The 16432-nt window shown below is 71.5% G+C and carries 15 protein-coding genes; 13 read left to right on the top strand and 2 right to left on the bottom strand.

The genetic code is table 11. From position 1 onward, the window contains the following. The first annotated feature begins 4 nt into the window (after positions 1 to 4). Entirely contained in the window at positions 5 to 412 is a 408-nt protein-coding gene (gene nusB, locus AYL44_RS04810) for a transcription antitermination factor NusB (protein ID WP_064002078.1), read from the top strand. 115 nt (positions 413 to 527) lie between these two features. Here the strand turns inward: nusB and AYL44_RS04805 are convergent, their stop codons facing one another. Next, entirely contained in the window at positions 528 to 1340 is an 813-nt protein-coding gene (locus AYL44_RS04805; RefSeq protein WP_064002077.1) for an endonuclease domain-containing protein, read from the bottom strand. Between the two features lie 166 nt (positions 1341 to 1506). Continuing rightward, complete coding sequence (locus AYL44_RS04800) at positions 1507 to 2025, bottom strand: hypothetical protein (protein WP_064002076.1); 519 nt, start codon at positions 2023 to 2025, stop codon at positions 1507 to 1509. Between the two features lie 108 nt (positions 2026 to 2133). Here AYL44_RS04800 and pyrR point away from each other — a divergent pair, with 108 nt between their 5' ends. From pyrR to acs, 12 genes are all read left to right on the top strand, one after another. Next, positions 2134 to 2664 (top strand): bifunctional pyr operon transcriptional regulator/uracil phosphoribosyltransferase PyrR, encoded by a 531-nt coding sequence (gene pyrR, locus AYL44_RS04795; RefSeq protein ID WP_064002075.1) that lies wholly within the window; start codon positions 2134 to 2136, stop codon positions 2662 to 2664. After that, complete coding sequence (locus AYL44_RS04790) at positions 2661 to 3632, top strand: aspartate carbamoyltransferase catalytic subunit (protein ID WP_064002074.1); 972 nt, start codon at positions 2661 to 2663, stop codon at positions 3630 to 3632. The genes pyrR and AYL44_RS04790 overlap by 4 nt, the downstream gene beginning before the upstream one ends. Continuing rightward, positions 3629 to 4933, top strand: a complete 1305-nt coding sequence (locus AYL44_RS04785) for a dihydroorotase (RefSeq protein WP_064002073.1) — start codon at positions 3629 to 3631, stop codon at positions 4931 to 4933. The genes AYL44_RS04790 and AYL44_RS04785 overlap by 4 nt, the downstream gene beginning before the upstream one ends. Next, positions 4930 to 5463 (top strand): hypothetical protein, encoded by a 534-nt coding sequence (locus AYL44_RS04780; protein WP_064002072.1) that lies wholly within the window; start codon positions 4930 to 4932, stop codon positions 5461 to 5463. The genes AYL44_RS04785 and AYL44_RS04780 overlap by 4 nt, the downstream gene beginning before the upstream one ends. Beyond that, complete coding sequence (carA, locus tag AYL44_RS04775) at positions 5460 to 6623, top strand: glutamine-hydrolyzing carbamoyl-phosphate synthase small subunit (RefSeq protein ID WP_064002071.1); 1164 nt, start codon at positions 5460 to 5462, stop codon at positions 6621 to 6623. The genes AYL44_RS04780 and carA overlap by 4 nt, the downstream gene beginning before the upstream one ends. Continuing rightward, positions 6616 to 9903 (top strand): carbamoyl-phosphate synthase large subunit, encoded by a 3288-nt coding sequence (gene carB / locus AYL44_RS04770; protein ID WP_064002070.1) that lies wholly within the window; start codon positions 6616 to 6618, stop codon positions 9901 to 9903. Before carA ends, carB begins: the two co-directional genes overlap by 8 nt. Further along, positions 9900 to 10763: an orotidine-5'-phosphate decarboxylase gene (pyrF, locus tag AYL44_RS04765; protein ID WP_064002069.1), complete on the top strand. Its 864-nt coding sequence runs from the start codon at positions 9900 to 9902 to the stop codon at positions 10761 to 10763. Before carB ends, pyrF begins: the two co-directional genes overlap by 4 nt. After that, complete coding sequence (gene gmk, locus AYL44_RS04760; protein WP_064002068.1) at positions 10756 to 11652, top strand: guanylate kinase; 897 nt, start codon at positions 10756 to 10758, stop codon at positions 11650 to 11652. Before pyrF ends, gmk begins: the two co-directional genes overlap by 8 nt. A gap of 76 nt (positions 11653 to 11728) precedes the next feature. After that, the gene (locus AYL44_RS04755; protein WP_064002067.1) at positions 11729 to 12568 is read left to right on the top strand and encodes an ABC transporter ATP-binding protein; all 840 of its coding nucleotides are present in this window, start codon (positions 11729 to 11731) and stop codon (positions 12566 to 12568) included. Continuing rightward, positions 12565 to 13587, top strand: coding sequence for an aliphatic sulfonate ABC transporter substrate-binding protein (locus tag AYL44_RS04750; RefSeq protein ID WP_064002066.1), 1023 nt, complete (start codon positions 12565 to 12567; stop codon positions 13585 to 13587). The genes AYL44_RS04755 and AYL44_RS04750 overlap by 4 nt, the downstream gene beginning before the upstream one ends. Positions 13588 to 13589: 2 nt before the next feature. Then, positions 13590 to 14414, top strand: coding sequence for an ABC transporter permease (locus AYL44_RS04745; RefSeq protein WP_064002065.1), 825 nt, complete (start codon positions 13590 to 13592; stop codon positions 14412 to 14414). Beyond that, on the top strand, positions 14411 to 16429 hold the full coding sequence (gene acs, locus AYL44_RS04740; RefSeq protein ID WP_064002064.1) for an acetate--CoA ligase: 2019 nt from the start codon (positions 14411 to 14413) through the stop codon (positions 16427 to 16429). The genes AYL44_RS04745 and acs overlap by 4 nt, the downstream gene beginning before the upstream one ends. Positions 16430 to 16432: the final 3 nt, after the last annotated feature.

The following is a 16432-nucleotide window of genomic DNA, read 5'->3' as shown; positions in this document are numbered from 1 at the left end:
ACCGATGAGCGCACGGAGCAAGGCGCGCAAGCGCGCCCTCGACATCCTGTACCAGTCGGACATCCGCGGCGACGACCTCGCCGTCACCCTCGCCGCCGAAGCGAAGCGCGCGGCCAGCGAGCCTGCGCGTGAGGCGTCGTGGCTGTACGCCCGCGAGATCGTGGACGGTGTCATCGACACGCAGAGCGAGATCGACGAGCAGATCGTCACGCACGCCCGTGACTGGAAGCTCGAGCGGATGCCGGCGGTCGACCGCGCGATCCTCCGCATCGGCGTGTGGGAGATCCTCCACAACGACGACGTGCCCACGGCCGTCGCGATCGACGAGGCCGTCGAGCTCGCGAAGGAGTTCTCGACCGACGACTCCGGCTCGTTCGTGCACGGCGTGCTCGCCCGCATCGCGCGGAGCTGACACGCGGCATCCGGCGGGCGGCGTCGCTGCGCTCGAGCGGAGATCCGCCTTCGCGAGGACGTTTGCGGCGGCATCCGTCCGCGGGAACGCAGATCTCCACCGGACGGAAGCTCGGTCATGCGAGGTGCAACCCCTGCGCCAGCGCGCGGAGGATCCGATCCTGGACGTCGGGCCACCCGTCCACGACGTCGGCGTACCCGACACGGATCACGGTGTAGCCGTGCAGGGCGAGGAGGGTGTCGTGCGCGTTGTCGGCGTCGCGCTGTGCTCCGACGTGATGGCCTCCGTCGATCTGCAGCACGAGCCTGGCTCCGATGAGGAAGTCGACCCGGTGACCGTGCAGGTACACCTGGGGGTGGACGGTGGCCGGAATCCAGCGGAGCCGGACCGAGACGAAGGCCTCGAGGCCGGAATCGAGGTGAGCACAGGCATCCTCGAGCACGCGCCGCGCGGCCGGACGGAGGGCGTAGCGTCGCATGACCGCCGCGGACACCAGGCCATGCCGCAGCGCGGAGTCCCAGACGGCGAGCGCCTGTTCGAACGGCCGGCACTCCGCGACGATCGCGAGGACGTTCTCGATGGGGTCCTCGAGCGCGCCCGGCACGCGTGCGATCAGCGGCGCGCTCCAGTGGACGCGCGCGCCGCGAGCCGAGACGGCACCGGATGCCGGTGGCGCGCCCACGTGCGGCCGTAGTGAGTCGTCCAGTGTCCAGAGACCGAGCCGCCGCGCCTGCGTGACGCAGGTCAGGACCAGGCCCGCGCGTGCCGCGCTGTATAGAAGCGGATCGGCTCCCTGCTCGGCGACCCAGCCGCGGCGCGGTCGTTCCAGGCCCGCCGTGCCGATCCGATGTCGGGAGAACCCGGCACCCCGAAGATCCGAGGTCCGCACCACGCCGCCGCGGTGCCGCACCCATTCGCGGATATCCATCCGTCGAGCGTGCCCCTATCGCCGCATGCGATCACGCCCACGGGCGTCGTTGTGGGCGAGTGATCCGTCCGTCGCGGGTGTGGAGGGACCCGGGGACCGTCCTCCGAGCGGAGATCGGCCCTCCAGCGGACGACCGGGCCGCCATCGCTCCGCGCGAACGCAGATCTCAGCGCGCGGGGCGGAAGGCGGCGAGCTTCCCGACGCCGCGCCCGGCGCGGTGCACGAGGATCCCCGCCCCGACGCCGATGGCGAGGAAGCAGGCGACGAAGCTCGTGCTCATGAGGACGAGCCCGACCTCGGAGTCCGAGCCGTCGATGGGCAGCACGTCACCGAGGTCGCCGAGGGACATCCCGACTCCGAAGGCCACGCCGAGGTAGGCGGGCAGACCGCAGACGAGCAGCGCGAGGTACGCGAGCGCGACCCACTCCGTCCGGAACACGGGGAACATGATCGCGGCGACGAGGACGGCCGCCGCCAGCGCGACCCCGATGAGCGGGAGGGCGACGGCGTGGGGCGTGAAGACGGGCTCACCGACTGCCTCGGCGGCGACGGCGATCTGGCCGAGCGTCCGCCCCGGCACGGTCGACAGCGGTGTGAGGATCTGGGTGACGACGTACATCAGCTGCGCGTACAGGACGACGAGGACCGTCCCGCTCACCACGATGGTCGTGCGTACAGGTGTCATGTCTTCCCCCGGAGTCATCCTGGCATGCCGAGCGGGCGCACCCCGCTAGACTGGTCGCACACAAGCAACCTTTAACACCGTCCTGTGAGGCGGAGAAGGGAGCGGCGGATGACTTCGCGCATCGTCTTGCACGACAGCGACATCGCCCGCGCACTCACGCGCATCTCTCACGAGATCCTCGAGTCGAACAAGGGCCCCGACGGGCTCGTGCTCCTCGGGATCCCCACCCGCGGCGTCACCCTCGCCGAGCGGATCGCGGCACTCATCGCCTCGTTCACCGGGGCCACCGTCCCGGTCGGCGCGCTCGACGTGACCATGTACCGCGACGATCTGCACCGGAATCCGACGCGCACCCCGCGCCCCACGGAGATCCCCGCCGGCGGGATCGACGCCAAGACCGTCGTCCTCGTCGACGACGTGCTCTTCTCGGGACGGTCCATCCGCGCGGCGCTCGACGCGCTGCAGGACATCGGCCGTCCCGCCGCCGTGCGGCTCGCGATCCTCGTCGACCGCGGTCACCGCGAACTGCCGATCCGGCCCGACTTCGTGGGCAAGAACCTGCCGAGCTCGCGCGACGAGCGCGTCAACGTCCGCCTCGCCGACGTCGACGGGGCCGAGGAGGTGACGATCGCGTCATGAGGCACCTGCTCGACACCCGCACGCTCGGCCGCGCCGACGCCCTCCGCATCCTGGACGTCGCCGAGGACATGCGCGACACGCAGTCGCGCGAGATCAAGAAGCTCCCGACGCTCCGCGGCAAGACGGTCGTGAACCTCTTCTTCGAGGACTCGACCCGCACTCGCATCTCCTTCGAGGCGGCGGCCAAGCGGCTCTCCGCCGACGTCATCAACTTCTCGGCGAAGGGCTCGTCGGTCTCCAAGGGCGAATCGCTCCAGGACACCGCGCAGACCCTGCAGGCGATGGGGGCCGACGCCGTCGTCATCCGCCACGGCGCGTCCGGTGCCCCCCACACGCTCGCGACGAGCGGATGGATCTCCGCCGGTGTCCTGAACGCCGGCGACGGGACGCACGAGCACCCGACGCAGGCGCTTCTCGACGCCTTCACGATCCGCAAGCGCTTCTTCGGCGACGACAGTCGGGGTCGCGACCTGTCGGGCCTGCACGTCGCGATCGTCGGCGACATCCTGCACTCACGCGTCGCCCGGTCGAACGTCTGGCTGCTCACGACCCTCGGGGCGCGCGTCACCCTCGTCGCGCCGCCGACCCTCGTCCCGCAGGATGTGACGGCGTGGCCGGTCACCGTCCTCTACGACCTCGATCAGGCCATCGCCGACGCCCCCGACGCGGTCATGATGCTCCGCATCCAGCTCGAGCGGATGAACGCCGCCTATTTCCCGACTGAGCGGGAGTATTCGCGGCGCTGGGGATTGGATGCCGCGCGGATGGCCGCCCTGCCGACCGATAGCATTGTCCTGCATCCCGGACCGATGAACCGGGGTCTGGAGATCTCCGCCGACGCCGCCGATTCGCCACGATCGACCGTTCTCGAACAGGTCGCGAACGGGGTGTCGGTGCGCATGGCGGCGCTCTACCTGCTCCTGGCGGGGGAGCGGTCCACGAACCACGCACAGGAGGAGGCCCGATGAGCGAGACCATCCTCGTCCGCGGAGCGCGGATCGACGGCGGCATCGCCGCCGACATCCTGATCCGGGACGGCGTCATCGCCGAGCTGGGGTCCGGACTCAGCGACGCCGGGGCGCGCTCGGTGGATGCCGACGGTCTGATCGCGCTGCCAGGACTCGTCGACCTGCACACCCACCTCCGCGAACCCGGCTACGAGGCGTCCGAGACGATCCTCACGGGATCGCGCGCGGCGGCCGCGGGCGGGTACACGACGGTGTTCGCCATGCCGAACACCTCGCCGGTCGCCGACACCGCCGGGGTCGTTGAACAGGAGCTCGCCCTCGGCGAAGCGGCGGGCTACGTCCACGTGCAGCCGATCGGTGCGGTCACCGTCGGCCAGAAGGGCGAGCGCCTCGCCGAACTCGGCGCCATGGCGTCCTCGCGTGCGCGTGTCCGCGTCTTCAGCGACGACGGCTTCTGCGTGTTCGACCCGCTTATCATGCGGCGCGCACTCGAGTACGTGAAGTCCTTCGACGGCGTCGTCGCCCAGCACGCGCAGGACCCCCGGCTCACCGAGGGAGCGCAGATGAACGAGGGCACCGTGTCGGCCGAGCTCGGACTCACCGGGTGGCCGGCCGTCGCCGAGGAGTCGATCATCGCTCGCGACGTCCTGCTCGCCGAGCACGTCGGGTCCCGCCTGCACGTCTGCCACCTCTCCACCGCGGGATCGGTCGACCTCATCCGGTGGGCGAAGAAGCGCGGCATCCAGGTGACCGCCGAGGTCACCCCGCACCACCTGCTGCTCACCGAGGACCTCGTCCGCGGGTACGACCCGCGCTTCAAGGTGAACCCGCCGCTGCGGCGCGACGAGGACGTCCTGGCCGTCCGCGAGGGCCTCGCCGACGGCACGATCGACATCGTCGCGACCGACCACGCGCCGCACCCGGCCGAGGCCAAGACGTGCGAGTGGCAGGCCGCCGCCAACGGCATGGTCGGACTCGAATCGGCGCTCCGCGTCGTTCACGCCGCCATGATCGAGACCGGCCTGCTCGAGTGGGCGGACGTCGCCCGGGTCATGTCCACCGCGCCGGCCCGCATCGGCCGGCTCGCCGACGCCGGAACCCCGCTCGCCGTCGGAGCCCCGGCATCCCTCACCCTGTACGACGCCGCCCCGGTCCGCGTCTTCGGCACGGATGACCTGCGCGGCCGCAGCGTCAACTCGCCCTACGTCGGCAGGGAACTGCCGGGCGAGGTGCGCGCGACGTTCTTCCGCGGCCGTCAGACCGTGGCGGACGGCGCGGTCCTCGACGAGGTCGCCCCGTGAGCCGCGAGGCCGCCGGCCTCATCATGGCGGCGGTCGCGGCGCTCCTGATCCTCGCAGGTCTCATCGCATGGCGACGACGATCGCGGCGGGATGCGGGCCTGACCGCCCCCGTCGGCGAGGCACCCGCCGGCGCGACGACACGACTGCAGTCCGAGGGACTGTACGTGGCGACGACGCGTCACGACGAGCCGCTCGAGCGGCTCGCCATCCGCGGGCTGGCCTTCCGATCGCGCGTCGACGTCACCGTCACCGACCGCGGAGTCGCGCTCGACCTCACCGGCCAGCCGCGGGTCTTCCTCGCGGCGGACCGCCTGGTCGCCGCAGGGCAGGCCACCGTCGCGATCGACCGAGTGGTCGAGCGCGACGGGCTCGTCCGCGTCGCGTGGACCACGCCCGAGGGCACCCTCGTCGACAGCTACCTCCGCCCGCAGGACACCTCGGCCCGCTCGCTCGCCGACGCGATCGCCGGGATCCTCCCCGCCACCCCCACTCCCACCTCCCCCCAGCAGACTCCCGGAAGCGACGCATGAGCATTCAGAGATTCCAGGCTCCCGAACCCGCCGTCCTCGTCCTCGAAGACGGTTCCCGCCACCCCGGTCACGCCTATGGCGCGCGCGGCACCACCCTCGGCGAGGTCGTCTTCGCCACCGCGATGACCGGTTACCAGGAGACGATCACCGACCCGTCCTACGCGGGTCAGATCGTCCTGCAGACCGCGCCCCACATCGGCAACACCGGCATGAACGGCGAGGATCACGAGTCGCGCCGCATCTGGGTGTCGGGCTACGTCCTCCGCGACCCGTCGCGCATCGTCTCGAACTGGCGCGCCGACCACTCGCTGGAAGACGCCCTCGTCCGCGACGGCATCGTCGGGATCAGCGGCGTCGACACCCGCGCGGTGACGCGTGTGCTCCGTTCGGCCGGCTCCATGCGTGGCGGCGTCTTCTCGGGGGATGCCGCATCCCTCACCGACGACGAGCAGCTGCGCATCGTGCGCGAGGCGCCCGAGATGAGTGGGCAGAACCTGTCCGCCGACGTTTCGGTCGCCGCCGCCGAGGTGACCCCGGCGGTGGGGGAGAAGATCGGCAACCTCGCGATCCTCGACCTCGGCGTCAAGCAGGCCACCGTGAACAACCTCGCCGCCCGCGGGTTCGAGGTGCACGTGCTGCCGCAGTCGATCACGTTCGCCGACATCCAGGCGATCGACCCGGTGGCGGTCTTCTACTCGAACGGCCCCGGCGACCCCGCGGCATCCGACCGTCACGTCGCGTTGCTGCGCGAGGTGCTGGATGCGCGTCTGCCCTTCTTCGGCATCTGCTTCGGCAACCAGCTGTTCGGCCGCGCTCTCGGCTTCGGTACGTACAAGCTGCCCTTTGGGCACCGCGGCATCAACCAGCCCGTCCTCGACAAGACGACCGGTCGCGTCGAGATCACGGCGCACAACCACGGGTTCGCCGTCGACGCGCCCATCGAGGGCGTCGTCGACAGCCCGAACGGCTACGGCCGCGTCGAGGTGAGCCACGTCGGTCTCAACGACAACGTGGTGGAGGGCCTGCGCGCCCTCGACCTCCCGGCGTTCAGCGTGCAGTACCACCCCGAGGCCGCCGCCGGCCCGCACGACGCCAACTACCTCTTCGACCGCTTCCGCGACCTCGTGATCGCCACTCAGGAGACGACCCAGAATGCCTAAGCGCGACGACATCAACAGCGTCCTCGTCATCGGATCGGGCCCGATCGTCATCGGTCAGGCCTGCGAGTTCGACTACTCCGGCACCCAGGCGTGCCGGGTCCTGCGCGAGGAGGGCGTGCGCGTCATCCTCGTGAACTCCAACCCCGCGACCATCATGACCGACCCCGACTTCGCCGACGCCACCTACGTCGAGCCGATCACCCCCGAGGTCATCGAGACGATCATCGCCAAGGAGAAGCCCGACGCGATCCTGCCGACCCTCGGCGGCCAGACGGCGCTCAACGCCGCGATGGCGCTGCACGACCGCGGCATCCTCGAGAAGTACGGCGTCGAGCTCATCGGCGCGAAGGTCGACGCCATCCGCAAGGGCGAGGACCGCCAGGTCTTCAAGGAGCTCGTCCTCGAGTCGGGGGCGGATGTCGCCCGCAGCGTCATCGCGCACACGATGGACGACCTGCTGGCCGGCGCCGCCGAGCTCGGCTACCCGCTCGTCGTGCGCCCGTCCTTCACGATGGGCGGCCTGGGCTCCGGGTTCGCGTACGACGAGGAGGACCTCCGTCGCATCGGCGGCGCGGGCCTGCGCGACTCTCCCACGACCGAGGTGCTCCTCGAGGAATCGATCCTCGGCTGGAAGGAGTACGAGCTCGAGCTCATGCGCGACACCGCCGACAACACGGTCGTCGTGTGCTCGATCGAGAACGTCGACCCGGTCGGCGTGCACACGGGCGACTCGATCACCGTGGCGCCGGCGCTGACGCTGACCGACCGCGAGTACCAGAAGCTCCGCGACATCGGCATCGACATCATCCGCGCCGTCGGCGTCGACACCGGTGGCTGCAACATCCAGTTCGCCGTCGACCCGCAGACCGGCCGCATCATCGTCATCGAGATGAACCCGCGTGTCTCGCGCTCGTCGGCCCTCGCCTCGAAGGCGACCGGCTTCCCGATCGCCAAGCTCGCCGCGAAGCTCGCGATCGGCTACCGCCTCGACGAGGTGCCCAACGACATCACGAAGGCGACGCCGGCGAGCTTCGAGCCGACGCTCGACTACGTCGTCGTCAAGGTGCCCCGGTTCAACTTCGAGAAGTTCCCCGCCGCCGACACGACGCTGACGACCACCATGAAGTCGGTGGGTGAGGCGATGGCGATCGGCCGCAACTACACGACCGCCCTGCAGAAGGCGCTGCGCTCGCTCGAGAAGCGCGGCTCGAGCTTCCACTGGGGTGCCGAGGAGCGCTCAGTGGAGGAGCTCCTCGAGATCGCGAAGACCCCGACCGACGGCCGGATCGTCGTGCTGCAGCAGGCGCTGCGCAAGGGCGCGACGCTCGAGCAGGCGTTCGAGGCGACGGCGATCGACCCGTGGTTCCTCGACCAGATGATCCTCATCAACGAGGTGGCCGAGTACATCCGCGAGGCCGACGAGCTGGTCGAGGACGTCCTGCGCCTCGCGAAGGACCACGGCTTCAGCGACGCCCAGATCGCGGAGATCCGCGGCCTCAGCGAAGCGGAGGTGCGCGGCATCCGTCACGGCGTCGGACTGCGCCCGGTCTACAAGACCGTCGACACGTGCGCGGGGGAGTTCCCGGCCCTCACGCCGTACCACTACTCCTCGTACGACCGCGAGACCGAGGTCACGCCGAGCGAGGGCTGCAAGGTCGTCATCATCGGCTCGGGCCCGAACCGCATCGGCCAGGGCGTCGAGTTCGACTACTCGTGCGTCCACGCGTCCTTCGCGCTGTCGGATGCCGGATTCGAGACCATCATGGTCAACTGCAACCCCGAGACGGTCTCGACCGACTACGACACGAGCGACCGGCTCTACTTCGAGCCGCTCACGCTCGAGGACGTCCTCGAGGTCCTGCACGCCGAGGCGCAGTCGGGCGAGATCGTCGGCGTCGTCTGCCAGCTCGGCGGTCAGACCCCGCTCGGACTCGCGAAGGGGATCGAGGCCGCCGGCTACACGATCCTCGGCACGAAGCCCGCCGCGATCGACATCGCCGAGGAGCGCGAGCAGTTCTCGCAGCTGCTCGACCGGGCGGGACTCATGGCGCCGCGCCACGGCACGGCCACCGACGAGGCGGGCGCCATCGCGATCGCCGAGGAGATCGGGTACCCCGTCCTGGTGCGCCCGAGCTTCGTGCTCGGCGGGCGCGGCATGGAGATCGTCTACGACACCGAGAGCCTGCGCGACTACTTCGTCCGCATCGCCGACCAGGCGATCATCCGCGAGGACGCGCCGCTGCTCGTGGACCGCTTCCTCGACGACGCCGTGGAGATCGACGTCGACGCGCTCTTCGACGGCGAGCAGCTCTACATCGGCGGCGTCATGGAGCACCTCGAGGAGGCCGGCATCCATTCCGGCGACTCGTCGTGCACCCTGCCGCCGATGTCGCTCGGACGCGGCGAGATCGACCGCGTGCGCACCGCGACCCACGCGATCGCCGAGGGCGTCGGGGTGCGGGGCCTGCTGAACGTGCAGTTCGCGGTCTCGGCCGGCGTCCTGTACGTCATCGAGGCCAACCCGCGCGCGTCGCGCACCGTGCCGTTCGTGTCCAAGGCCCTCGGCATCCCGATGGCCAAGGCCGCCAGCCGCATCATGGCGGGCGCGTCGATCGCCGAGCTCATCGCCGAAGGCCTCCTGCCCGAGCAGGACGGCTCGCGCGTCCCGCTCGACGCCCCCGTCGCCGTGAAGGAGGCCGTGCTGCCGTTCAAGCGGTTCCGCACCGCCGACGGCCGCACGGTCGACTCCGTCCTCGGCCCCGAGATGCGCTCGACCGGCGAGGTCATGGGCATCGACCGGGACTTCCCGACGGCGTTCGCGAAGAGCCAGGCCGCGGCGTACGGCGGGATGCCGACCTCGGGCACCGTGTTCCTGTCGGTCGCCGACGACGACAAGCGCGCCGTCATCCTGCCCGCCCACCGGTTGCAGGAGCTCGGCTACACGCTCATCGCCACCGAGGGCACGGCCGAGATCCTCGCCCGCAACGGCATCCGGGTGGAGGTCGTCTCGAAGTACTCCGAGACGCAGGACTCCGGTGAGTCGAACGTCGTCGACCTCATCAACGCGGGCGAGATCGACATCGTCGTGAACACGCCCTCGGGCGGCATCGCCCGCGCCGACGGGTACGAGATCCGCGCCGCCGCCGTGGCCGCCGACAAGGCGCTGTTCACGACGATGGCCGTCCTCGGCGCCGCGGTGTCCGCGATGCCGGTCCTCCGCGAGGGCTTCGCGGTCCGGAGCCTCCAGGAGTACGCCGCCGACCGGAAGGCGACGGTGTGACCTCATTCGGTTCACGGCTGGCCGCGGCGGTCGACGCCCGCGGCCCGCTGTGCGTCGGGATCGACCCCCACGCGTCCCTCCTGGACGCGTGGGGGCTCCCGGCATCCGCTGCAGGCGTCCGCGAGTTCGGCCTGCGCGTGGTGGATGCCGCCCGCACCCGCGTCGGCGTCGTGAAGCCGCAGGTGGCGTTCTTCGAGCGCTACGGCTCCGCGGGCTACGCCGCCCTCGAGGAGGTCATCGGCACGGCGCGCGCCGCGGGCCTCGTGGTGATCGCCGACGCCAAGCGCGGCGACATCGGCACGACGATGGACGGCTACGCCGAGGCGTGGCTCGCAGCCGGATCCCCGTTGGAATCGGATGCCGTGACGGTCAGCCCGTACCTCGGCCCGGACTCCCTGCGCGGCACGATCGCGACCGCCGTGCGTGCGGGCAAGGGCGTCTACGTCCTCGCCGCCACGAGCAACCCCGAGGCGGCCGGCCTCCAGTCCGCCGAGGTCACGGCGGTCGATGCGGAGCGCGGCCAGACGGTGGCCGACTGGGTCGCCCAGCGTGCCGGAGCCGCGAATGCCTCTGTGGTCGTCGGAGACGACAGGTTCGGGCCGGTGGGGTTCGTCGTCGGGGCTACAGTGGAACGCGCCGACCTCGGACTGTCGGATGCTTCGTTGCACCGCGCATCGATCCTCGCCCCGGGGTTCGGCGCGCAGGGTGCCCGCCTGCGCGACCTCACCGAGCGGTTCGGTCCGCTCGCACCGCAGGTGCTCGCCAGCGCGAGCCGCAGCATCCTCGGTGCGGGTCCCAACGGGATCGGCGCGGCCATCGACACCCACAACTCCGAACTCCAGGACCCACGACATGCCTGACTCCCGCACCCCTCCCGAGGTCGACCGCGCCGCCGCATCGCGACGCGCAGTCGCGGCACGCCGCGAGCGTGCCGCGCTCAAGCGCGACGTCTCGACGCGCGTCATCAGCCCGCAGGACCTCCTGCGACGCGCGTGGGCCGAGCCCCAGTCCGCGGCGGCCGCCATGCGCGTCACCGAATTCCTGACCGCGATCCCCGCCATCGGCGAAGGCAAGCGCGACCGCATCCTCGCCGACCTCCAGATCGCACCGGTGAAGAAGATCGGCGGTCTCGGCATCCGTCAGCGCCAGGTGCTGCAGGAGTACCTCGACCGCCGCCTGCCCGAGCCGCGGGCGCGCGCCGAGCGCAGCCGGCTGATCGTCCTGGCCGGCCCGACCGCGGTCGGCAAGGGCACCGTCGCCGCGCACATCAAGGAGCACCACCCCGAGATCCTGCTGTCGGTCTCGGCCACGACGCGGCCGCCCCGACCGGGCGAGGTCGAGGGGGAGCACTACTTCTTCGTCGACGATGCCGAGTTCGACCGGATGGTGCGCGACGGCGAGCTCCTCGAGCACGCGACGGTCCACAACGCCTACCGGTACGGCACGCCGCGCCGTCCCATCGACGCCGCCCTCGCGGAGGGCCGTACGGTCCTCCTCGAGATCGACCTGCAGGGCGCGCGTCAGGTGCGCGCCGCGGCGCCGGACGCGACGCTCGTCTTCCTCCTGCCGCCGAGCTGGGACGAGCTCGTGAACCGCCTCGTGGGGCGGGGCACCGAGGGCGAGGAGGAGCGCGCACGGCGCCTCAAGACGGCGCGCGTCGAGCTGGCTTCCCAAGGCGAGTTCGACTACCGCGTCGTGAACGACGACGTCGCCCGGGCTGCCGCCGAAGTGGCGGACCTCGCCCGCTGACGCCCGCCGGGAACGGTTCGTTTCAGACCGTTACAGCCGATGAGGCGGGACGGCGGCGGTCCGGAAAGCTGGACGCATGTCCACCGTCCTGACCGCCACCGCGCCTGCGTCGCCTCCCGCCGCGGCACCCGGGGCGGTGTCGCTCGCGGGTGTGGAACGCACCTTCGCCGGCGCGAACGGCGCGGTCCCGGTGCTCCGCGGCGTCGACCTGACGATCGACCCCGGGGAGATCGTCGCCGTCGTCGGTCCCTCCGGGTGCGGCAAGTCCACGCTCCTGCGTCTGCTGGCGGGGCTCGACACCCCGACTGCGGGGTCGGTGACCGTCGACGGCACGCCGCTCCGCGACACCGACGAGCGCACCGCCGTCGCCTTCCAGGAGCCGCGCCTGCTGCCGTGGCGCAGCATCGCCGAGAACGTCGAACTCGGGATGCCGCGCGGCACCGCGCGCGCCGCGACGAGAGCCCGCGTCGCCGAGCTGCTCGACCTCGTGGGTCTGACCTCCGCCGCGACGCGTCGCCCCCGCGAGGTCTCGGGCGGGATGGCGCAGCGCGCCTCACTCGCTCGTGCCCTCGCCCGCGGACCCGAGGTGCTGCTGCTCGACGAGCCGTTCGGCGCCCTCGACGCGCTCACGCGGCTGCGCATGCAGGACCTCCTCCTCGACATCCACTCCGCCGAACCGACGACCGTCGTCCTCGTGACGCACGACGTCGAGGAAGCGCTCTACCTCGCCGACCGCGTGCTGCAGCTGCGTGCGATCGACGCCGGATCCCCGGAATCCTCGATCGCACGCGTGATCGAGGTCCCCGGCATCCGCCCCCGTGACCGCGCCGATCGCGGCTTCACGGACCTCCGCGCCGAGCTCCTCGACGGACTCGGCGTCGACACCCACCGCTCGACCCCTCAGGAGACCCGATGAGCACCGTCATCCGCCGCACCGCCCCCACGATCGTCGTGGCGGGAGCGGTGATGCTCATGGCCACGGGGTGCCTCGCCGGCGAGAACGCCGCGTCCACCTCCGAGAGCACGGGGGAGTGGTCCACCGACACGCTGTCGATCGACTTCGCGACCTACAACCCGCTGAGCCTCGTCGTGAAGGACCAGGGCCTCATCGAGAAGGCGCTCGGCGACGACGTCGACGTCGAGTGGACGCAGTCCGCCGGGTCGAACAAGGCCAACGAGCTGCTGCGCGCCGGTTCGCTCGACGTCGGCTCCACGGCCGGCTCCGCCGCGCTGCTGGCCCGCGCCAACGGCTCGCCGATCAAGGTCATCGACGTCTACTCGCAGCCCGAGTGGTCGGCGCTCGTCGTCGGCCCCGACAGCGACATCACCTCGATCGCGGACCTGAAGGGCAAGAAGGTCGCGGCGACCAGCGGCACCGACCCGTACTTCTTCCTGCTGCAGGCGCTCGAGACGGCCGGACTCGGCGTCTCGGACGTCGAGGTGCAGAACCTGCAGCACGCCGACGGCCGCTCGGCCCTCGACGGCGGATCGGTCGACGCGTGGGCCGGTCTCGACCCGATCATGGCGGCCGCCGAGGTCGAGTCGGGCGACAAGCTGATCTACCGGAACGTCGACTTCAACTCGTACGGCTTCCTCAATGCGACCGAGGAGTTCCTCACCGACCACGCCGACGTCGCGCAGGTCGTCGTCGACGCGTACGAGGAGGCCCGCGAGTGGGCTCTGGCGAATCCCGACGAGACCGCGGCGCTCCTCGCCGAGGTCGCCGGGATCGACCCCGCCGTCGCGACCACCGTCATCTCCGAGCGCTCGAACCTCGACGTCAGCGGCATCCCCGGCGACGCCCAGTTGGCGGTCCTCGAGAAGATCGCTCCGGTGCTCGTCGACTCCGACGCGGTGACCGGTGGGCAGGATGCCGTGGATGCGGCGCTCGACACGATCATCGAGTCGACGTTCGCTGAGAAGGCCGCGGGCTGATCATGACGGCCTCCGCAGAGGCGACCTCCACCGCCGCGGCGCCCTCGGGCGCGGCGGCGGTGCGGCCGTTCTGGTCTCGCACGAGCGTCCGCGTCGTGGGCGGTCTCGTCGTCCCCGTCGCCCTCCTCGCCCTGTGGCAGGCGGTGACGGCGTTCGGGGTGATCCCGACCTATCGCCTGCCCGCGCCGGTCGACGTCCTGAACGCGGCGGTGGGGCTCGCCCAAGACGGCACCTTGTGGCGCCACATCGCGATCTCGGTGCAGCGCGTGCTCCTGGGCTTCGCGGTCGGGTCGGTCGTGGGCCTTGCCGTCGCCGCGGTCGTCGGGCTGACTCGTTCCGGGGACGTCCTGCTCAGCCCGATCCTCGCGGGGTTCCGCGCGATCCCGTCGCTGGCCTTGGTGCCGCTCCTGCTGTTGTGGATGGGCATCGGCGAGGAGCCGAAGGTGACGCTGGTGGCGATCGGTGCGTTCTTCCCGGTCTTCACGACCGTCGCGGGCGCCCTCCGCCATGTCGATCCGCACCTCGTCGAGATGGCGCGCTCGTTCGGTCTCCGCGGGTGGGAGCTGCTCCGCACGGTCCAGCTGCCGGCGACCGTCCCCTCCCTCGTCTCGGGTCTGCGCCTGGCGCTCGCGCAGGCGTGGTTGTTCCTCGTCGCCGCGGAGCTCATCTCCGCCTCGATGGGTCTCGGATACTTGCTCACCGATTCGCAGAGCACAGGACGCGTCGACCGCATCTTCCTGGCGATCGTGATCCTGGCGGGCCTCGGGGTGCTCTCGAACGCGCTCGTCACTCTGCTCCAGCGCCGTGTCCTGCGGAAGTGGTCATGACTTCGACGACCGCAGACGACGAGCTGCGCCTCGTCGAGACCCGCGCCTACCCGGCGCCGCCCACGTTCGCCGCGCAGGCCAACGTGACCGCCGATGCGTACGGGGAGGCTGCCGCGGATCCCCTGGCCTTCTGGGAGCGTGCCGCCCGGCGCCTGGACTGGACGACCCCCTGGCACACCGCGCTCGACTGGCAGCCCCCCGCCCGCTCCGACGACGGCACACTCGCCGTCCCGGTCGCCCGCTGGTTCGACGGGGGCACCCTGAACGTCGCCGTGAACTGCGTCGACCGTCACGTCGCCGCCGGTCGCGGCGACAAGGTGGCCCTGCACTTCGAGGGTGAGCCCGGCGACCGCACGACCGTCACCTACGCCGATCTGCTGCGCCGCGTCTCCCAGGCAGCGAACGCGCTGGAAGGGCTCGGCATCGGTCCGGGCGATCGCGTCGTCGTCTACCTGCCGGTCCTCGTCGAGACGGTCGTGATCGCGCTCGCCTGCGCGCGCGTCGGAGCGGTGCACTCGCTCGTGTTCGGCGGGTTCTCGGCCGAGGCCCTGCGGTTCCGCCTCGAAGACACGGGCGCGAAGCTGCTCGTCACGAGCGACGGGCAGTTCCGCCGCGGGGGAGCGGTCGAGGTGAAGTCCGCCGCCGACACCGCGGCTGCGGGACTTCCGGCCCTAGAGCACGTGCTGGTCGTCCGGCGCACCGGCGACGAAGTCGCGTGGACCCCGGGTCGCGACGTCTGGTGGCACGACGTGGTCGACACCGCGCCGTCCGTCCACGTGGCGCCGGCGTTCGAGGCGGAGCATCCGCTCTTCATCATCTACACCTCCGGCACGACGGGCAGGCCAAAGGGTCTCGTGCACACCTCGGGCGGGTACCTCGCGCACGCGAGCTGGGCGCACTGGGCCCACTTCGACGCGAAGCCCGACGACGTGCACTGGTGCACCGCCGACCTCGCCTGGGTCACCGCGCACACCTACGAGATCTACGGCCCGCTCTCGAACGGTCTCACGCAGGTCATCTACGAGGGCACCCCCGATGCGCCGCACCGCGAGCGTCATCTCGAGATCATCGAGCGCTACGGGGTGACCGTCTACTACACGGCGCCCACCCTCATCCGCACCTTCATGACCTGGTTCGGCGACGCGCTCCCCGCGGGCCACGACCTGTCGAGCATCCGCCTGCTCGCCACCGTGGGCGAGGCGATCAACCCCGCCGCGTGGGTGTGGTTCCGTCGCACGTTCGGCCGCGACGAGGTGCCCGTCGTCGACACGTGGTGGCAGTCCGAGACCGGTGCGGCGATGATCGCCCCGCTGCCCGGCGTCACGACCCTGAAGCCCGGCTCCGCGACCGTCCCGCTGCCGGGGATCGACGCGGCCGTGGTGGATGCCGAGGGCCGCGAGGTCCCGCCGGGACGCTCGGGCACGCTCGTCGTGCGGCGGCCCTGGCCGGGCATGGCGCGGACCGTCTGGGGGGACCCGGACCGCTACCGCGACGCGTACTGGTCGGCCTACGCCGGGCACGGGGAGTACGGCGGCTACTACGTCGCGGGGGACGGTGCGACCCGCGACACCGATGGCCACATCCGCATCCTCGGGCGACTCGACGACGTCGTGAACGTCTCCGGGCACCGCCTGTCGACGATCGAGATCGAATCGGTCCTCGTGGCGCACGAGACGGTGGGCGAGGCGGGCACGACGGCTGTCGCCGATCCCGTCACCGGCCACGCGGTCGCGGCTTTCGTCGTCGCGTCCGGGGCGGGGGAGCCGGATGCCGCCGACCTCCGCGCGCACGTCGCGCGCGAGATCGGGCCGGTCGCCAAGCCCCGCCATGTGGTCGTCGTCCCGGACCTGCCGAAGACCCGTTCCGGCAAGATCCTCCGCCGCCTGCTCGCCCAGCTGTGGCAGGCGGAGCAGGACCGCCGTGCCGGTCGCGAGCCCGCGCCGCTCGGCGACACCACGTCGCTGCAGAACCCCGACGCCGTCGCAGAGATCGCCGCCGCCCTCGCCGCGGCCTGACAC

The sequence above is a fragment of the Microbacterium oleivorans genome, assembly GCF_001644225.1.
GTDB lineage: Bacteria > Actinomycetota > Actinomycetes > Actinomycetales > Microbacteriaceae > Microbacterium > Microbacterium gawkjiense.
This window is presented reverse-complemented; position numbering and strand designations above follow the sequence as displayed.

What these genes read in the sequence shown, in the direction of transcription:
- AYL44_RS04755 (WP_064002067.1), top strand. Translation starts at nt 11,729, where the DNA reads ATGTCCACCGTCCTGACCGCCACCGCGCCTGCGTCGCCTCCCGCCGCG.
- AYL44_RS04745 (WP_064002065.1), top strand. Translation starts at nt 13,590, where the DNA reads ATGACGGCCTCCGCAGAGGCGACCTCCACCGCCGCGGCGCCCTCGGGC.
- nusB (WP_064002078.1), top strand. Translation starts at nt 5, where the DNA reads ATGAGCGCACGGAGCAAGGCGCGCAAGCGCGCCCTCGACATCCTGTAC.
- pyrR (WP_064002075.1), top strand. Translation starts at nt 2,134, where the DNA reads ATGACTTCGCGCATCGTCTTGCACGACAGCGACATCGCCCGCGCACTC.
- AYL44_RS04785 (WP_064002073.1), top strand. Translation starts at nt 3,629, where the DNA reads ATGAGCGAGACCATCCTCGTCCGCGGAGCGCGGATCGACGGCGGCATC.
- AYL44_RS04790 (WP_064002074.1), top strand. Translation starts at nt 2,661, where the DNA reads ATGAGGCACCTGCTCGACACCCGCACGCTCGGCCGCGCCGACGCCCTC.
- acs (WP_064002064.1), top strand. Translation starts at nt 14,411, where the DNA reads ATGACTTCGACGACCGCAGACGACGAGCTGCGCCTCGTCGAGACCCGC.
- gmk (WP_064002068.1), top strand. Translation starts at nt 10,756, where the DNA reads ATGCCTGACTCCCGCACCCCTCCCGAGGTCGACCGCGCCGCCGCATCG.
- AYL44_RS04750 (WP_064002066.1), top strand. Translation starts at nt 12,565, where the DNA reads ATGAGCACCGTCATCCGCCGCACCGCCCCCACGATCGTCGTGGCGGGA.
- carB (WP_064002070.1), top strand. Translation starts at nt 6,616, where the DNA reads ATGCCTAAGCGCGACGACATCAACAGCGTCCTCGTCATCGGATCGGGC.
- AYL44_RS04800 (WP_064002076.1), bottom strand. Translation starts at nt 2,025, where the DNA reads ATGACACCTGTACGCACGACCATCGTGGTGAGCGGGACGGTCCTCGTC.
- carA (WP_064002071.1), top strand. Translation starts at nt 5,460, where the DNA reads ATGAGCATTCAGAGATTCCAGGCTCCCGAACCCGCCGTCCTCGTCCTC.
- AYL44_RS04805 (WP_064002077.1), bottom strand. Translation starts at nt 1,340, where the DNA reads ATGGATATCCGCGAATGGGTGCGGCACCGCGGCGGCGTGGTGCGGACC.